We start from the raw sequence: 19,289 nt of genomic DNA, 5'->3' as shown, positions 1-19,289 counted from the left end.
TTATTATTTATAAAAATTACTCCGCAAAAACTAAATTTATACTAAAGTATAAATTTGCTTCGTAATTTTTATTTGAGAAAATTATTATATATACTTAAATATCATTAATTAATAATAGCCTCTTTAAATCTAAAATCATTTTATTATTTATAAAAATTACTCCGCAAAAACTAAATTTATACTAAAGTATAAATTTGCTTCGTAATTTTTATTTGAGGAAATTATTGTATATACTTAAATATCATTAATTAATAATAGCCTCTTTAAATCTAAAATCTATTCTGTAGGTTTGTGTTCCTTGATTTTGAATAGTTTTTAATATTGCTGTTAAATCAACGAACTTTTCTGCCTTCACATATTTTTCTAATATAACCTGCACCTGATAGCCTCTAGGATAAAGTATTAAATCGTTTCCAAAAGCATTTATCTCTGATATAAGATTGTATATCTCATTATAATTGGTTTTAAGCTCATATATTACAGAAGATAAATATTTTGAGTATTCATTTTCTATTTTTTTGTTTGTAGGATTTATATTTAAGCCTGTAACATAAGGAACATCATAATTATAAATAGATTCATTTTTAATAATATATCCTTCATCCGTTATTTCATATATTCCTGTATTAGATTCAAGTAAAAAAAGATTATCTCTTTCTGATACATTAATTATCAGCAAATCAGGAAATGATGCCTTTATATTTTCAACTTTAACTCTTGGATTATCTTCTATGTCCTTTGTAATTTCTTTTTTTGGTATATTAAATAAACTTGTATTATTATATTTAGAAAGGTTTGACTCTTCCATTATATCTATAGCATTTAATTTATTTAAGCCCCTTATTTCTACTCTTAAAATTCTTGCTTTATTTATAACAGTAATAGAAGCTGCTATTATAATGATTAAAATAAAAATAACAGCAGTTCTTTTTATTATATTTTTTTGCCTATCGCTAAGTTTATTTTTATTTAATTTCTTTCTAAGTTTATTTTCTTTTAAGTTTTTCATTTATGATAGTTTCTTTTATTTTTTTAATTTACAGAACATCCTGCAGGAAAATCTTTTTCAGGCTTCATAAGAGATAGAGTATCCACATTATCTGCCAAAAGAAGCATTCCATGCGAAGTAACTCCTCTGAACTTTTTAGGTTTTAAATTAGCCAAATAAAGAACGCTTTTTCCAACCATTTCATCAGGTTTATAATATTCTGCTATAGAAGATACAACAACTCTCTGTTCTCCGCCTCCTATATCAAGCACAAACTTTAAAAGTTTATCAGCATTTTCCACTTTTTCAGCAACTAATATTTTTGCTGTAAGAAGTTCAAGTTTCTCAAAGTCTTCTTTTTCTATATTAGCTTTATGCTTATCCTCTTTAGGGGGATTAACCTCCTTCTTATTATCAGATTTTTCTGCACCTATTTCTTTTTCTATATCATATCTATTAAACAAAGCCTCTCCCTTTTCTATTTTTATACCAGATTTTAATGAACCCCATTTTTTAGCATCCTCTAAAGGAACACTATCCCCAAGCCCTAATCTATTAAATACTTTTTTAGGTGTTTCTACAAAGAATATCTGTAAATAAGCTGTTACTATATAGTATACTTGAAAAGATATATACATTACATTAGCAAGATGCTCTTTTTTGCTTTCATCTTTAGCTAGATTCCAAGGTGCACTATCCTCTACATATTTATTGGTCATTCTAATAACTTCCCAAATATGAGATAATGCCTCATGGAATTTATAACTGTCCAAAGCAGATTCAACATTAGCATCAAGCGTAAGAACCATTTTTTTAAGTTCTTTTTCTCTATCTCCATAAACACTTTCTGCTTCATCTGGAAGCACGCTGTTAAAATATTTTCCAAGCATAGTTGTTATTCTATACCATAAATTACCGTAATCATTAGCCAAATCGCTGTTTATTCTCTTTAAGAAGATTTCCTGAGAATAGTATCCGTCAGAACCGAAATTAATCTCTCTCATTAGGAAGTATCTTAAAGCATCAACACCATATTTATCTATTAATGTATTAGGATCAACCACATTTCCTCTGCTTTTACTCATTTTTTTACCGTCATCGAATAGTACCCATCCATGCCCAAATACTTTTTTAGGAAGAGGTATATCAAGCATTTTAAGCATTATAGGCCATATAATAGCATGAAATCGTACTATCTCTTTTCCAACAAAATGCACATCTGCTGGCCAGTATTTTTTATACAAATCATCCTGCCCATCTTCAGGGTATCCTAATGCTGTAATATAATTTGATAAAGCATCAATCCATACATATATACTATGTTCATTATTTATAGGACAAGGTATTCCCCATTGAAGACCTTTTCTTGTAACTGCTAAATCTTCAAGTCCAGGAAGCAAAAAGTTTTTAAGCATTTCATTTTGTCTTTCTTTAGGCTCTAAAAACTCAGGATGTTCTTTATAATAATCTATAAGCCATTGACCGTATTCAGAAAGTTTTAAATAGTAGCATTCCTCTTCTTTGTATTCCAATTCTTTTTCGCAATCTGGACAATAGCATTTTCCATCATCCTTTTTTATTACCTGACTGTCTGTAAAAAATGCCTCATCGCTTACGCAGTAAAGTCCTTTATATGCTCCTTTATAAATATATCCTTTATCATAAAGTATTTTAAATATTTTCTGAACTCTTCTTTCATGATAGTCATCTGTTGTTCTTATATAATGGCTGTAATCAATATGAAGTCTTTTCCATAACTCTTTGGTGGCATTAACAATATTATCTACATAAGATTTTGGAGTAGTTTTAGCATCTTCTGCTTTTCTTGCTATTTTTTCACCATGCTCATCTGTACCAGTTAGAAAATAAACATCATATCCCATTATTTTTTTATATCTTGCCATAGTGTCTGTAGCTATAGTGCAGTAACAATGACCAATATGCAGATAATCTGAAGGGTAGTATATTGGAGTTGTAATATAAAATTTTTTATCCGTCATCTATGTATGCCTCCATTATTTAGTTATGAAAAATATACGATTGAAGCAATTATACTAAAATTAATGGTTTTTGTAAAGTTAAAATATTCATCAATTTTTTATATTATTGTTTTAATTTTGAATGAATTAAAAATTAATTATATTTATATATGTATATTTTTATTTAAAAACATTTGTATATCATACATTTTTTTTACATTTATCTGATTATATATAAAAAATATTTAAAATAAGCTAATTATATTATTTATTTTATGATTATATATTTTACGGAATATGACGACAATAGTTATATTATGCAATATGCATGTATTCTAATTTTTTTAAATAAAAAATATATATGTCATTTTTTGTCATTGCAGTATAATATAATTTGGATATATATTAAGAAAATATTTGTTTAGGGAGAAAATTTTTTATGAAGAAGAGACATTCTATAAGATTTAAAATGCCGCTTACAATAAGTATAATAACAACGATAATTCTAATGATAACTATATGCTTATTATCCTATAGATCATTTATAGGAGTAAGCAAAACAACATTTTCAGGATTTGCTTCAACAATAGAAGGCTATAAATCAATGTTGGATACTTGGCTTTTTGAAAATAAAACACTTATAAAGACTTATGCTATAACTCCTGCTGTAATTAATTATTTAGAAAATGTTTCAAGTACTAATAACAATATTCAATTGGATCAGACATTAAAAAAATTTGAATCTATAAATAAATATTCATTAAATATAGGTGTAACCGATACTAACGGAATCATATTGGATAATGCTAAACGTTCTGCGATAGGAAATAATATACAGGATTTGAGGCCTGGAATTTGGAATGATTTTAAAGAAAGCAATTATGATGTAGCTTATGGAACTAAAATAGTAAAATCATCAGCTGATAATAAATGGTCATTAGGTATAATAGCAGGTGTAAGAGATGAAAATAATAATTTAATAGGTGCTATATACATGACAATAAACTGGGAAGAGGTTATAAATAAATTAAAGCAGTTAAAACTTGATGAAACAGGAAGATTATTCGCATTGGATGAAGACGGAGTAATAGTTATAGATACATACGATTATATTAATGAAAACGGCGGAGGATACTTTAATTTAATTAAAAAAGACAATAAGCAAAATGGCGTAATAAACTATAAATCTGCTACCGCTTCAAGAACAGCAGTTTATACTAAGATGAGCGAGCTTCCATGGACTTTAACTATGGCTATGGATGATAGAATTATTTACAGAGAAAATATTAGAATGATTAGAATAGCTGTAATAATATGTATATTGTCTATATTATTTATAAATACATTTACTCTTTCATATATAAAAAGAACTATGTCGCCTTTAGACAGCTTGATGAAGCAGGCTCAGAAAATATCTGAGGGGTATTTAGAAGTAAAAGAAATAGAAAAAGAGAGAAAAGATGAGTTTGGAAGATTAGAAAAAACATTTAATATAATGAGTCAGAAGCTAGTAGAAGTTATTAATGAGGTTAATGATACATCCAGAGAAATTATGGCTTCTTCTCAGACTATGATGGAAAGCAGCGGAGAGCTTTCAAGCAGAACAGAAGCCACAGCTTCCAATTTGGAGGAAACAGCTGCAAGTGTTGAAGAGATAGTTTCTACTATACAGTCGTCTACTGAAAGTGCTGTTAATGGTAAAGATATGATGAATGAATCTATTAATTATATAGAGGAAGCAGCTCAGATAATCAGTCAGACATCTTCAAATATAGAAGAAGTTTATGAGTCAAGTGAGAAAATAAAAGATATCACAAAAATAATAGAAGATATAGCATTTCAGACTAATATACTTGCTTTGAATGCTTCCGTAGAGGCGGCACGTGCTGGAGATCAGGGTAAAGGTTTTGCTGTTGTAGCAAGCGAGGTTAGAAATTTGGCACAAACTACTCAGGCATCAGTTAAGGATATTACTCATTTAGTTGATAATACAGCTGAGAAAATTAATAATGCCACACAAACAGCAAGAAAATCTCAGGAGATATTTGTTGAGCTTCAAAGCAAAGTAAAAGAAACTTCTGAATTAATGGAAAGTATTGCAACAACAGCATTAGAACAGCAGTCTGGAGTTAATCAAATTAGTACAGCAATAAATAGTATGGAAACGGTAACTACTCAAAATGCAAATTTGGCAGGAGAATCTAGTAATTTATCTCAAAGCCTATTAGACAGAGCAAAAAAATTAGAACAAAGCATCAGCTTCTTTAAGTTATAATTATTATAATTTTATATAACAAGAGATTTCTTTTAATGAAGTCTCTTGTTTTTTTATATGATTATGTATGAACCTTCTTTTGCAAAAGCTAATTGAAGGTCTATTCCTTCTTTATTAAAGAACGCCATTAGCTTATTATATATCAGATCTATTTGAGCATCGGTTCTTTCCTGATTATGATGGTGAATTATTACATAAGGCACATTTGCATCAAGTCCCACCTGAATAGCATCATTTAGAGTAGAATGTCCCCATCCTATATGTCCGTTATAATATTCACTTTTTGTATATTCGCCTTCTATTATAAGAACATTAGCACCTCTTACAAAATCTATTAATCTGGCATGAAGCAAGTCGGCATTATGATTATAATGAGAAAGTGAAGGATGCTGTGCATGAAGACGTCTTTTATATGGTTCATGATCTGTTAAATATACTACGGTTTTATTTCCTGAAGTTATTTTATATGATAGTGTATGACATGGATGATTTACCCATATACTTTCTATTATCATATTTCCGAAAACTATTTTTTTGCCTTCATAAAATGCTTCAAATTTCAAACTTGCTGCAAATTGTTCTAAATTTACAGGGAAATAGTCTTTAGAGAGTATATTATTGATGGTATCATACATTTCTGTAGATGAATCTTTAGGACCGTAAATAGTAAAGCTGTATTTACTTGAGAAGAAAGGTGCAAAGAAAGGTATGCCCATAATATGATCCCAATGAAAATGTGTAAGCAGTATTATACTTTCAGTTTTTTCTGACTTAAATATATAATAGCTTGCATTTTTAAGTCCGCTTCCAGCATCTAATATTATATAATTTTCATCATCGTCTATAACCTGAAGACATGATGTATTTCCGCCATATTCATTGAAACTATTACCAGGAGTTGGTATAGATCCTCTGCTTCCAAGAAATCTTACTTTCACAATATACCCTTATTTTTTACATATTTATTATATATAATATATAATAAATAAAAAAAAATCAATAATTTCTACATTTATTATTAATCAAATATTATATATTTTAATATAGTTGTATTATTATTATAAAATTATATAATGGCAGTGTTAGAATATATAAAGGTTTTTTATGAGTGTTTTAAAAATAATATCTTGGAATGTAAATGGAATAAGAGCGGCATACAAAAAAGGTTTGGTTGATTTTATAAAAAAAGAAAATCCTGATATAATATGTCTTCAAGAAACTAAGGCTTTTGAGGAGCAGCTTCCTGCTGATTTAAGAAATATAGAAGGATATGAGCTTTTCATTAATCCTGCCGATCCTGAAGTGAAGAAAGGATACAGCGGTGTTGCTATTTATACAAAATTAAAGCCTAATAAAGAGGTAAAAAATAAATTAGGCAGTAAATTCTCAGATAGGGAAGGCAGAATATTGTCATTGGAGTTTGATGATTTTACAATATTTAATGTTTATTTTCCTAACGGCGGAAAATCTGAGGAGCATTTTCAGTATAAACTTTCATTTTATGATGAGATAACTAAGCATTTAAGCAAATTAAAAAGTAAAACTAATATTATATTATGCGGCGATATGAATATTGCTCATGAAGCTATTGATTTGGCAAGACCTAAGGAAAATGAAAAGAGTATTGGTTTTTTACCTGAAGAGCGTGCTAAGATAACAGAGTTTTTGAATAAGGGCTTTACAGATACATTTAGAATGTTTGTTAAAGAAGGAGGGCATTATAGCTGGTGGGATATGAAAACTAGGTCGCGTGAAAAGAATGTTGGCTGGAGAATAGATTATTTCTTTGTTAATAATGAGATAGATCCTAATATTAAGAGGGCTGATATATTAACTGATGTTATGGGAAGCGATCATTGTCCTATACTTATTGAGTGGGAAAAATAAAAAATTACTTGATTTTTTAATGTTTTATAATAATATTGTAAATTAAGTGATTTATTATACTTTTTATAGTCTTTTATTAAAGGAGTATCTATGGTTCGTACGATCATTGAGGATAAAACAGCCATAATTAGTATAGAAAAAAATATTATATCTGAAAATGTGGATATATTAGAAGATAAATTAAATTATGTGAAAAATGCAGGGGCTTTAAATTTTATATTTGATTTTCATAATATAGAATATATGTGTTCATCGGCTTTGGGTATTATCGCTTCTACTTTAAGGGTATCTGCTGAAAATGGAGGAGTTGTTTATTTTTGTTCTCTGACTAAACAATTAAAAAAATTATTTGAGGCTACTAAATTTTTAACTATAGTGAACATATCGGATAATGTTGATGATGCTTTGAAAAATATAGGAAATTAATGGAGTTATATGTTAATACAAGTTGTTAATTTTATATATGTTTTATTATTTCAGGCTTTAAGGCTGTATTCTTTTATATGGTTTGTATGGATTATATTAAGCTGGCTTCAGGCATTCGGAGCTATGCATTTGGATTATTATAATCCTATAGTTAATTTCTTTTATAAGATAACAGACGGAGTTATAGATAAAATATTCGGCGGAAGAAGACTTATTGTAGGTATTATAGATTTATCTCCATTGGTATTTCTTTTGCTGCTTCAATTAGCTGCCCCTGTTATACTTAAAGTTATATATCGATTTTTATTAAGTTTAGCGGTTAGGATATAGAGTATAATTATGAGTTCCTTAGATGAAATAAGCAAATATATGGATGAGGGAGATTATAAAAAAGCCATAGAAGAATTAGACATTATTATATCGATGGAACCAGATAATGCCAGAGCTTTTTATATGCGTGGAAAATCAGCATTTATAGAGCTTCAGAATCAGGAATTTGACAATACCAAATATGATGCAAGAGTTGCTTTAATCTATTCTACTATAGAGTATGATCTTAATAAATCTATAGATATTGATCCTAATATAATAGATGCATACAGAGGACTTATGTATTTAAATAGGGATTTAAAAAATATAGATAAAGAAAGAGAATATGCTCAGATACTTTTTGATAAGGATGATACCGCTTACGATGCATTGCTTATATTGGCAAGCAGTTATCTTAATAATGGAGAAAATGAGGCAGATTTCCATCAGGCCATAGGATATTATGATGATTTTATCAGCAGGGTAGATGTTAGTAACAGCAGAATAGCAAGATTTGAAAGGGGACTTTGTTATTATAATCTTAATATACTTCCTAAGGCAGATTTAGAGGCTAATAAACTTATTCAAGACTTTCCTATGTATGATGATGCTTATTTTTTGAAAGGTATTATACTTGCTAAGAAAGGGATACATTCAGATTTTTATGATGATGCTATATTCTTTTTGGATAGGGCTGTTGAACTTAATCCTATTAATTTTAATGCCATATATGAGAGGGCTGAGTGGTATTTTAATAAAGAGAAATACAGAAAGGCTATAGAGAATTATAATGAGCTTCTTAAAAATAATAATAATAAATATAGATTAGATGCTTTGCTTGGAAAGGCACAGGCTTTGCATGATTTGATAATTGAAAATGATGATAAGTATTATCCTGACAGTCAGCAGGAGGGTAAGGATTTAGAAGAGGCTTTTTATTTGCTTAATAAAATTATAGATGTACTTGGAATTAAAAATATGCAGTACAGATATTACAGAGGAAATTTATATGCTTATCAGGGCGAAATAAGAAAGGCTATTGTTGAGTTTAAAAAAATAATTCATGAGGTAAGTGATGTCGGTTCTTGGCTTTATGAAAAGATAGCTGAGCTTTATCATAATTATGCTCAAAGCGATGATGATTACAGAGAGGCTTTATTATATTTAAATAAAATAAATAAAAGCGAGTTTAAATATTCAACATATTATCTTCTAATATTTTCTTATTATGAACTTAGAGATTATAAGAAAACTGCCGAGATATGTGATGAGTTTTTTAAATATGTATATAAAGGTGATGGTGAAATAGATTATATAAAGTTTATATACGCTCATTCATTGCAGATGATAGGTTCTGATAATTATGATCTTATGCTCAATAATTTAAAAAGCTGTTTAAATGGCAGTTTGGATAATGCTGTAATATACAGAGCTATTGCTAATATATTATTATATAATATGCCTAGTAAATATAATGATGAAGGCATTTATATGCTTAAGAAAGCCATGGAATTAAATGATATAATGTCTTACTATATATATTCTAAGGAATTATTTTATGGAGATATTATAACGCCTTTTCCTGAAATTGCTGTTGGTATAGCAAATATGACCTTTGATATGGATAATACTTTTGAATGTCCTTTAGTTATAGTAGGAAGGGCTTATGAGCTTGGAAGGGGTTTAGAGATGGATTTTAATAAGGCATTTGAAATTTACTATAGGGCTAAAGAGATAGCGGATATGAATAATTCCAAATGTACATGCTCAAAAGGTTTTCTTGCTCATTGTTATTATAATGGGATTGGTGTTGAAAAAAATGAGAATGAGGCTTACTCTATAATTAAAGAGGCTTCTGCCGAAATAGATACTAATGCTGCATTACTTTATTCATATTTTGCTCTAAATAATATAGAAGGATTTGATTTGATTACTTCATTATCATTATTTGATAAGGCTGATATGAAAAATCTATATGTAATAATGATGTTAAAAAGGATATATAAAAGACTTAATATGCCTCATGATGTAAAAAGAATGTCTAAGATGGAGATTAATGCTTTAGAAAATATTGGCGAGTTTAATTTAAGCTATTTAAGAAAGCATATAAAGAAATTTGATAACTTTTATCCTATTTTGCATATTTCAAATAATTAGATATACTTTTTACCCTTTGACAAAAATAACAATTATATATATTATATAAAAAAATAAAAAGAGGTAATAAATTATGATAAACAAGACTATGAGTATAGGTGAAATTATACAGGCTTTTCCTGATTCTGTAGAAATAATGATGAGTCATGGACTTCATTGTGTAGGATGCCATGTAGCCAGCTGGGAAAGTTTAGAAGAGGGATGCCGCGGTCATGGCATGAATGATGAGCTTATTGATAACTTAGTTAAAGAGATTAACGATAAATTTGAAGCTAGTAAATAATCTCATAAAAGATATTTTAGATATTTAGGAGAGATAGTAAAAAATAATTACTATCTCTCTTAAATTTATTTGCCGTCTTTATATTCTTTTATTATGCCTCTTACCCTTAATGTAAGTCCATAAATTTTTTGTTCAGCTATAATAACGTCCAAAGGCACCTGATTATATTTATCCTTAGAAATTAAAGCATCCGTTCCATATTTATCTTTTTCATATATTCTAGTAGTAGTTAATTTTCCTCTTTCTAATTTTGTTTTTAATTCTTCCCCTTCTTCTATAGTAAATCTTATATCTTTTTTAACATTTTTTCCTTCAAGCCAATTAATGCTAAAAGTACCTATATTCTTGTCAACGAATCTCATAAAAAATACTAAAGATAAAGCATCAAATGCCATTCCTTTAAACTCTACCTTTTCATCTACCGTTCTTTTGTCATTAAACAAATAGTAATTATTATAAAAAGTTAAAGTTTCTTTATTAGTCCAATCTCCCTCTGATGTATCTTTTTTTAATATTATAGGAGTAAAGTCATTCGTAGTAACCCAAGCCTCAAATATATCGCTAACCTTATAAAGCCAATTAGCTGCTCCTGTAGTGTAAACATGAGCATAAAGATGATACGCTGGTTTTCCGTTTACATTGCTTATAGCAAGAACTTTAGCCTCAAGCATTCCCACTTTTCCGCTTATATTGAATTCAGGAACCTGTGCTAATACGTCATATTTGATATATTCTCCCACTTTAAATGTTTGATTATATCCAAATAAAATATTCGATATTAATAATAAAGATATTATAAAAGTATGTTTCATAAATACAATTCTCCTTTTATAAGTTATGTTTATATGCTATTATATTATTATAAATGTTGCAATACTATTTTTTTAATATATTATTATTTTTTTATGTAAATTATTTTTTATTAGGAATTATTTATGGGTAAAGGAGTATTTTTATTAGTTGGAGTAATAGCATTATCAACTTCTGCAATATTTGTAAGGCTTGCAAATGCCCCGTCCTCTATAGCAGCATTTTATAGGATATTCTTTTCATTTTTAATTGTGCTTCCAATAAGTTTATTAAAAAAATCAAATAGGTTAGAGGTTTTATCAATAACAAAAAAAGAAATTATTCTGTCTGTACTAGCAGGTTTTTCATTGGCTTTGCATTATTTTTTATGGTTTCAGTCATTAAACTTTACTTCAGTAGCAAGCTCTACAGTAATTGTTACATTGCAGCCTTTATTTTCATTAATAGCTGGATACTTCTTTTTTAAAGAAAGATATACAATCATTGCAATATTGGGCTTTATTATAGCTATAGCAGGTTCATTTATAATAGGATGGGGAGATTTTCAAATAAGTTCAAAGGCTTTATTTGGTGATTTGCTTGCTTTTATTGCTGCTGGTCTTATAAGTATGTATTTTATAATAGGGCAGTATGCTAGAGTGAGATTATCGGCAGTTAATTGGATTGCTTTGAGCTATTTCAGTGCATTTATATTTTTGGGTATTTTATCATATTTTATGAATATTCCTTTTACAGGATATTCTTCTTCTACTTGGATTTATTTAATAGCATTAACTCTCATATCTACTATGCTTGGTCAGGTGGTATTTACTTGGCTTTTGAAATGGTTTTCAGCAACTGTTATATCTATGACAATATTAGGAGAGGCTGTAGGTACATGCATACTTGGTTATTTTGTACTAAATGAAAGCATTAGTTTAAAGCAGTTTATTGGAATTGTATTAATATTATTAGGAATAGCTTTATTTTTAATGGAGAAAAGAAAAGTTAATAAAGATACTAATTGAGTTTTTATTAATTAGTATTTATGTTAAAGTTTTTTATAATAATTAATAAGGATGTATATTAAAAAGAGTATAAAATAAAAAACTACATATACTTATTCCAAAACTAATTTTATTTATTAATTGCCACGTTCTGCGTGCTGATGAAGTCCTCCTTTGGTTCCGGTAGGTGAAGGATGGCATATTTATATATTAAAACAATAAGTTATACAATATATAAAACATTGTTTTTATAAATTATAAAAATTTCATATATAATCTTCTCAATTACTTTGAAACAAGTATAATATATCATTTGTATTGTAATACTACGATACCGCTAATTCAATACATTTATTTAATAATCAAAATAGTTCGCTAAAAAACCCGTAGCAACTAAAGTTACTACGGGCTCACTATTTTGATTTATTGAAATCTAACTATTAATTATTTATTTATCCTGTAATACAGCAATACCAGGTAATTCAATGCCTTCGAGGAACTCTAAAGAAGCTCCGCCGCCTGTAGATACATGTGTCATCTTATCAGCAACACCTGATTTATTAACAGCAGATACACTATCTCCTCCTCCAATTATACTTACACAATTAGAATTAGCTATAAATTTAGCAACTTCAAATGTACCTTTAGCAAAATTAGACATTTCAAATACGCCTAAAGGTCCGTTCCAAACAACTGTTTTAGCATTTTTAAGTATATCTTCAAGTTCTTTCAAAGTTTTAGGTCCAACATCCATGCCCATCCAGCCTGCAGGTATAGCATTAGAATCTACTGTTTTGATATTAGCGTCATTATCAAATTTATCAGCTATAACATTGTCAACAGGCAAGTATAAAGTTTTATTTAATTCTTTAGCTTTATCCATAATTTCTTTAGCAGTAGCAATATAATCATCTTCGCATAAAGAAGCACCTATTTCTAGTCCTTTAGCTTTAAGGAAAGTATAAGCCATACCGCCTACAACTATTAAAGTATCAACTTTATTAAGTAAGTTTTTAAGTACAGAAATTTTTGAAGAAACTTTAGCTCCGCCTATTATAGCTACAAATGGACGAGCAGGATTAGCAACAGCATCTCCCAAATATTTTATTTCTTTTTCCATTAAGAAACCAGCAACAGCAGGCATACCAGCTTTAGCAGATACTATTCCAGCTGTAGAAGCATGTGCTCTATGTGCAGTACCAAAGGCATCATTAACATAAACATCAGCCAAATCAGCTAATTGTTTTGAGAAATTAGGATCATTTTTCTCTTCTTCAGCATGATATCTTAAGTTTTCAAGTAAAAGTACATCTCCTGCTTTAAGTTCAGCAGCTTGTTTTTTTACCTCTTCTCCTATACAGTCTTTAGCAAACTCTACTTTATTGTTAGGAAGTTTAGTTTTCAAATAATCATAAACTGGTTTAAGAGAATATTTAGGATTAGGCTCTCCTTTAGGTCTTCCTAAATGGCTCATAAGTATAAGACAAGCACCTTGAGAAAGTATATATTCTATAGTAGGCATAGCAGCATCTACTCTTGTAGTGTCTGTTATTTTTGAACTAGTTTCTTTATCAAGAGGCACATTGAAGTCCACTCTCATTATTACTTTTTTACCTTTAATATCAATATCTTTTACTGTTTTTTTCATTTTTTAATCCTTATATTATTATTGCTTATAAATATATAACAAGTACAAAAAATATTTAGTGTTATATATCTATAAAAATTTAAAGGGTGCTATAATTAAATATAACACCCTCCTTATAGCTTAATAAATTAATTATTATAATTTTTATTATTGTTTGCTATGCATGTATAATAATAAATCAATTACTCTGTTAGAATAACCCCATTCATTATCATACCAAGAAACGATTTTGAAGAATCTTTTTTCGCCTTTTAAGTTATTTTGTAAAGTAGCTAAAGAATCGTATATAGAACTTCTGTTATCATGTATGAAGTCGCTAGATACTAATTCTTCATTACAATAACCTAAAATACCTTTCATATAAGTTTCAGATGCTTTTTTCATTAAAGAATCTATCTCTTCAATAGAAGTATCTTTTTCACTTCTGAAAGTTAAATCTACAACAGATACGTCAGGAGTAGCAACTCTGAAGCTCATACCTGTTAATTTACCTTTAGTAGCTGGCAATACTTCTCCAACAGCTTTAGCAGCACCAGTAGTAGAAGGTATAGTGTTTACAGCAGCAGCACGTCCGCCTCTCCAGTCTTTTTTAGAAGGACCGTCTACTGTTTTTTGAGTAGCAGTATAAGAGTGAATAGTAGTCATAAGACCTGTTTCTATACCGATACCTTCTTTAAGAAGAACATGTACTAATGGAGCTAAACAGTTAGTAGTACAAGAAGCGTTTGATACTACATGGTTTTCTGCTGGGTTATATTCTTCATGGTTAACACCGCAAACAAAAGTTTTTAAATTACCTTTACCAGGTGCAGAAATGATAACTTTTTTAGCACCTGCTTTAATGTGTCCTTCTGCTTTTTCAGCCTCTGTATAAAGTCCAGTAGATTCAATAACGTATTCAACGCCTAAATCTTTCCAAGGAAGCTGTTCCAATTGATTTAATGGAGCTGCTTTGATACATTTTATTTTGTTGCCATTAACTACCAATACATCTTCACCTTCATGGCTAATATCTGCTTTCATTCTGCCATGAACAGAGTCATATTTTAATTGATAAGCAAAGTACTCAGCATCAGTACTTACATCTACAACACCTACTACATCAATTTCTTTACCTAATAAACCGCGTTCTACTAATGCCTGAAAAACTAGACGTCCGATACGTCCAAAACCATTTATTGCTACTTTTACAGCCATAAATATACTCCTAAATTAAAATAATATCCTATACGCGAACATATAAAATTCAATATACATGCTATCATAAATGTATGATTAAGTCAAGTTTATGCGGGAATTTTAATTGATAAGAAGTGTAAAGACTTGTTTCAAAAGTAATTTACATATTATATATTTAAATTTTTATAAATTATTATTTTTTTATATATAAATATGCAGTACTTCCCGACTACTTACAGCTTAGAATAAAATTATTATAAGAGCATAATTTATTAACCTTTTCAATACTAAATAGTATTTTATCTATATGTTTATAAATCATTTCAAAATTAGTTTTATCAATATTGAATTCATATACTGCAAAATTAAAAAACAGTCTGAATGTTTCATCTGTTCTTGATTTATAATTATATATTTTCATTATTCTTGATATATTCTCATCAAAATACTTCCTGCATTCATATTTATTAAAAGGAAAATTTACAGATTCTATTTTTTCTATTTCTTTATTTTTATTAATATATTCATCTTTTTCTAAATACTCCAAAGTATCAGTAATATCATAATCATTAATAATATTATCAATATAATCTGTTTTTTTATTTAAATTTATTATATCATCTCTCAAATTTTTAATGCTTTCTTTTTTTATATTAGAAAAGTAAATTATATCCAATAGAATTTTAATCTTTTTAATATTATTTTTTACCCCATTTAATAATTCATCTGTAGCTAATATAGAATAATAATCAAGCACCCTTAAATTATCTTTAGTATATTCTGATTTGAAAGAACCTCTTTTAAATCTTTCAATCACATGCTCATTATTTATTATAGTATAATACAAAAGAAAAAATACAAAATCATAATACAAATACAAATAATCATAATTATCTTCTGAAAGTATTATAAAATCTTCTTTTTCTTTTAATATAAGTTTATATTTATCTTCTATATTTTCATCATCATAGTTTTTATATATATAATCTTCATAAATAGATATGTAGAAATTAAAAGGATATTTATAATTTATTAAATCATGTTTTTTATATATACTTTCAAAAAAATCTATATTATCTTTTTTCAAATAAAAATATTTATATCTGTATAAATCATATAAATCATTATAAACATCAAGTTCTTTTTTATACAGAAACATATAATCCAATACAAATTTAAAATAAAAGAAATGCAAATCATAATCTATAATTTTATTTTCTAATTCCGTTTTTTCATCATCATCTTTTATATTTTTATATTCATCAATCATTATTTTTATATTATTAAACAATATGAAAATATAATCTTCTATATAATTTTTACGTTCATCAATATTATTGAGATTATTTATATTTTCTATATCTTCACTGTCAAATAATTTTTTTAATTCAGAGTTTTTTACATTTTCTATTCTGCTTTTAAATTCTTTATCAGAATTATTATAATCCAGTACATCTAAAATATTTTCTATATACAATTTACTTTTAATAAAGTTAGTATTTTTCAATGCCTTTAAAACTTTTCTCTTGTCAAATAATTCATCTTTTATATCATTGGTATCTTCTAAATAGCTTATATTTCTTATAAAATAAAAACTATCCTCTTTAATATTTTTATATATTCTGAGTATCTCATCTAAAATGATTAAAGATTCCAAAGTATAATATCTTGTGCTTTTTTTAGAAGCATCTGAATGTTTTTCTAATCTGTACGAAGGAAGTATTCCTGCTTTAGAATTATCCGAATAATCATAATACTCCTGAAGAATCTTTTTTAATCTTTTTAATTCTCTTTCTTTTATAATTAACTCTATTTCATCATAATTTATGCCTTTATATTCTTCTATTGTTTTATTATTTTGCCCATAATATTTTTTTAAATAAATCAATTTATTTTTGTTAATGATATTATTTATTAATTCGTATATAAGAAAACTACCAATATTTTTATTTTCTAATGATTTTAATATATTAAATAAATCCAAAAATGCCCCTATTTCAAAAAAGCATAATTTATTTTTATCTGCAAATTTTAATATATTATTTTCATATTTATAATATTTAATTTCTTTATATTTATTATATTCATTGCCTATAAACTTTATCTCTATATATTTATAATTTCCTTTTTTTAACTGAGTAGTATTTCCTGAATTTTTTGAAACTAAATATATTGTTATATTTTCATCATATTCAGGTTTTGTTTTTTCTACTTCTTCTGACTTTTTTACCTCTTCTGACTTTTCTAATTTTGCTAATTTTTCTAATAAAGTTCTTAATGATGGAAGAATATAATTATCATCAAAACTATTATCAGCAGTTTGTATTATGTATTTTATATCATTATTTATTAAATTTATTTTCATGTTTTTATTATATCAAAAATAAAAACATATACAATAAAAAACTCCTAATGAAGTTATATTCATTAGGAGATAAAATAAATATTATGTTATTTTTTCTGATTAGGGTTTAATTGCCTTGATTTTTAATATTTGCTTATTATATCTGTCATAAAATCAGAGAATTTCTTTTTATCAAAAGAATTATCCTCCTCATTGTATGATGAAAAAGCACTTAAAAGCATAAGTATAAAAGAAAGCATAGTAATATCTTCGCTGTCCAAATCAGCATTCTTATAATTGAATATAAGTTTTTTTATATAGCTTTCATCAATCTTATCATTATTTTTTATAAACTCATTTTTAATATTCTTTATTATAGGAACTATCAATTCTTTTTCCATTTCATCAATATTTTTTATAACATCTTTCATTCTTTTGAAATCCTCCAAATTTTTTACAGATTTATATAAAAATATAATATTTGCATCTTCATTTTCAAACATGATTTTATAAATGTCTGGAAGCTCTAAACCTACAGATTTTAAATATAATATCTCTTTTACCATATTTAAATGCTCATTACTGTAGTATCTAACATCCTCTCTAGACTTGCCCTGAGGAACTCTGTATGCTGGAAGTATGCCCTTATTATCCCAATCTCTCATATTTTTAAATGTAACATCTGATATGCCTTCGCATTTAAGCAAATCTATAAACTCTCCTATAGACATTAAATCATTTTTATTAATATTATTTTTAGAAGTTAATGTATGCTTAACTTTATTTATAAAATAGTAAGCATTATCATTATTCATATCTATTTTTTTATAGCTTTTCATATATGATACCTGTAACTTATTATTAATTTATATATAAAACAATATAGGTTTTTTGTACATAGCATGAAAATAAAAAACATAGATATTTGCTGCTATATCCCCTAATATATATATAATAGAATTAAAGTAATTTCTTATATCTTTTTATTATATCAATCATATCCTCCTTAAAATCAGATTTATTAAAATAATTCCCATTGTATGATGAGCATGCCTTTTTTACTATATCTATAAAAGCAATTATGGAGGCATATTCTTTTTTTAACTTTTTGCTTTTGCTGTTAATATTGTATTTATCTAAATTAATGATTTCCTTTACAGTTTCTATTGAAGGAGTTATCAATTTAGCTTCCATATCCTCCATATTGTTTATAGTTCTTTTCATTTTGCTGTAATCTTCTTTATTTTTTATAGACTTATCCAAAAGAACAATTTCCAAGCTTTCATTAAAAAATAATATTCTCTCTATGTCGGATATATCAAAACCTATTCTCTTAAGCCTTAATATCTCCTTAACCATATATTTATGATTTTTAGTATAAAATCTTGTATCCGTTCTTACAGGTCCCTTTGCCTTTCTGTATGCTGGAAGTATTTCTTTTTCATCCCATTTTCTTAAAACTTTTAAATCAATATCTCCGTCATTTATTATTTTATCCCTTATAAGTTCATTAAAAAAATCTCCTATCTGCATAAAAGAATTTTTATCAGCATCCGCTTTGCATGGAAGTACGCACTCTCTGCCTGCTATATAGTAAATGATATCTTTTTCATTAACATCCCTTTTACTATTATCATATACTTTATTATCTTTATCCCTTCTAGCCATTTTTCTCTCCTTAAAATATTTATATAATCTCTATAATCATACATTTACATATACAATTATAGCCCCGCCTTTTTTACATTTGTTCTGCTTCCATTTAAGAACATGACCTTTCTTTTTTAATTCATAAATTCTGTTTATAACATGAGCTTTTAATACAGAATGTCCTATTCCGTTATGAAGTCCCCTTCCATATATTATTTCTAAAGTAGAGTTAATATTATTGATATAGTAATAATGAAGTATTGTATGATCAATAAAATCTATTGCCTCGCTTACTGTGGAAGTTATGTAAATCTATAACATAATTTCCGTTATCACGGTATATTTTACGCTTAATCATTCTATCTTTC

16 protein-coding genes are annotated in these 19,289 nt (G+C 27.1%); 7 read left to right on the top strand and 9 right to left on the bottom strand.

All coding sequences use genetic code 11. The features are described from left to right. Positions 1–244: 244 nt before the first annotated feature. Positions 245–1,009 carry an FtsQ-type POTRA domain-containing protein gene (locus Q0J69_RS11860; RefSeq protein ID WP_297207845.1) on the bottom strand — a complete coding sequence of 255 codons (765 nt, stop codon included), beginning with the start codon at positions 1,007–1,009 and terminating at the stop codon, positions 245–247. A gap of 23 nt (positions 1,010–1,032) precedes the next feature. Continuing rightward, positions 1,033–2,988 (bottom strand): methionine--tRNA ligase, encoded by a 1,956-nt coding sequence (metG, locus tag Q0J69_RS11855; RefSeq protein ID WP_297207842.1) that lies wholly within the window; start codon positions 2,986–2,988, stop codon positions 1,033–1,035. Positions 2,989–3,406: 418 nt separating this feature from the next. Here metG and Q0J69_RS11850 point away from each other — a divergent pair, with 418 nt between their 5' ends. Then, complete coding sequence (locus tag Q0J69_RS11850) at positions 3,407–5,242, top strand: methyl-accepting chemotaxis protein (RefSeq protein WP_297207840.1); 1,836 nt, start codon at positions 3,407–3,409, stop codon at positions 5,240–5,242. Positions 5,243–5,295: 53 nt separating this feature from the next. On the opposite strand, the gene Q0J69_RS11845 is transcribed toward Q0J69_RS11850, so the two are convergent. Further along, entirely contained in the window at positions 5,296–6,180 is an 885-nt protein-coding gene (locus Q0J69_RS11845) for an MBL fold metallo-hydrolase (protein WP_297207838.1), read from the bottom strand. A 166-nt stretch (positions 6,181–6,346) separates the two neighbouring features. Between Q0J69_RS11845 and Q0J69_RS11840 the strand changes: the two genes are divergently transcribed. The 5 genes from Q0J69_RS11840 to Q0J69_RS11820 all read left to right on the top strand — a co-directional run bounded on the left by Q0J69_RS11840 (position 6,347) and on the right by Q0J69_RS11820 (position 10,304). Beyond that, the gene (locus Q0J69_RS11840; protein WP_297207836.1) at positions 6,347–7,129 is read left to right on the top strand and encodes an exodeoxyribonuclease III; all 783 of its coding nucleotides are present in this window, start codon (positions 6,347–6,349) and stop codon (positions 7,127–7,129) included. A 90-nt stretch (positions 7,130–7,219) separates the two neighbouring features. Then, positions 7,220–7,555, top strand: coding sequence for an STAS domain-containing protein (locus Q0J69_RS11835; RefSeq protein ID WP_297207834.1), 336 nt, complete (start codon positions 7,220–7,222; stop codon positions 7,553–7,555). 9 nt (positions 7,556–7,564) lie between these two features. Beyond that, complete coding sequence (locus tag Q0J69_RS11830; protein WP_297207833.1) at positions 7,565–7,885, top strand: YggT family protein; 321 nt, start codon at positions 7,565–7,567, stop codon at positions 7,883–7,885. Positions 7,886–7,894: 9 nt separating this feature from the next. Further along, positions 7,895–10,021 (top strand): hypothetical protein, encoded by a 2,127-nt coding sequence (locus Q0J69_RS11825; RefSeq protein WP_297207832.1) that lies wholly within the window; start codon positions 7,895–7,897, stop codon positions 10,019–10,021. Positions 10,022–10,094: 73 nt separating this feature from the next. Continuing rightward, positions 10,095–10,304 (top strand): DUF1858 domain-containing protein, encoded by a 210-nt coding sequence (locus Q0J69_RS11820; RefSeq protein WP_297207830.1) that lies wholly within the window; start codon positions 10,095–10,097, stop codon positions 10,302–10,304. Positions 10,305–10,369: 65 nt separating this feature from the next. On the opposite strand, the gene Q0J69_RS11815 is transcribed toward Q0J69_RS11820, so the two are convergent. Continuing rightward, positions 10,370–11,116 carry a DUF3108 domain-containing protein gene (locus tag Q0J69_RS11815; protein ID WP_297207828.1) on the bottom strand — a complete coding sequence of 249 codons (747 nt, stop codon included), beginning with the start codon at positions 11,114–11,116 and terminating at the stop codon, positions 10,370–10,372. A gap of 123 nt (positions 11,117–11,239) precedes the next feature. Here Q0J69_RS11815 and Q0J69_RS11810 point away from each other — a divergent pair, with 123 nt between their 5' ends. After that, entirely contained in the window at positions 11,240–12,121 is an 882-nt protein-coding gene (locus Q0J69_RS11810) for a DMT family transporter (RefSeq protein WP_297207827.1), read from the top strand. A gap of 427 nt (positions 12,122–12,548) precedes the next feature. Here Q0J69_RS11810 and Q0J69_RS11805 read toward each other — a convergent pair whose 3' ends face one another. From Q0J69_RS11805 to Q0J69_RS11785, 5 genes are all read right to left on the bottom strand, one after another. Next, positions 12,549–13,748 carry a phosphoglycerate kinase gene (locus Q0J69_RS11805; protein ID WP_297207825.1) on the bottom strand — a complete coding sequence of 400 codons (1,200 nt, stop codon included), beginning with the start codon at positions 13,746–13,748 and terminating at the stop codon, positions 12,549–12,551. A 147-nt stretch (positions 13,749–13,895) separates the two neighbouring features. Beyond that, positions 13,896–14,945 (bottom strand): type I glyceraldehyde-3-phosphate dehydrogenase, encoded by a 1,050-nt coding sequence (gene gap, locus Q0J69_RS11800; protein WP_297207823.1) that lies wholly within the window; start codon positions 14,943–14,945, stop codon positions 13,896–13,898. A gap of 211 nt (positions 14,946–15,156) precedes the next feature. Further along, positions 15,157–17,292, bottom strand: coding sequence for a hypothetical protein (locus Q0J69_RS11795; RefSeq protein WP_297207822.1), 2,136 nt, complete (start codon positions 17,290–17,292; stop codon positions 15,157–15,159). Between the two features lie 122 nt (positions 17,293–17,414). Beyond that, positions 17,415–18,110, bottom strand: coding sequence for a MerR family transcriptional regulator (locus Q0J69_RS11790; RefSeq protein ID WP_297207821.1), 696 nt, complete (start codon positions 18,108–18,110; stop codon positions 17,415–17,417). A 121-nt stretch (positions 18,111–18,231) separates the two neighbouring features. Continuing rightward, positions 18,232–18,939, bottom strand: a complete 708-nt coding sequence (locus Q0J69_RS11785) for a MerR family transcriptional regulator (protein ID WP_297207820.1) — start codon at positions 18,937–18,939, stop codon at positions 18,232–18,234. Between the last annotated feature and the right edge of the window lie 350 nt (positions 18,940–19,289).

The sequence above is a fragment of the uncultured Brachyspira sp. genome (assembly GCF_944388875.1).
Lineage (GTDB): Bacteria > Spirochaetota > Brachyspiria > Brachyspirales > Brachyspiraceae > Brachyspira.
This window is presented reverse-complemented; position numbering and strand designations above follow the sequence as displayed.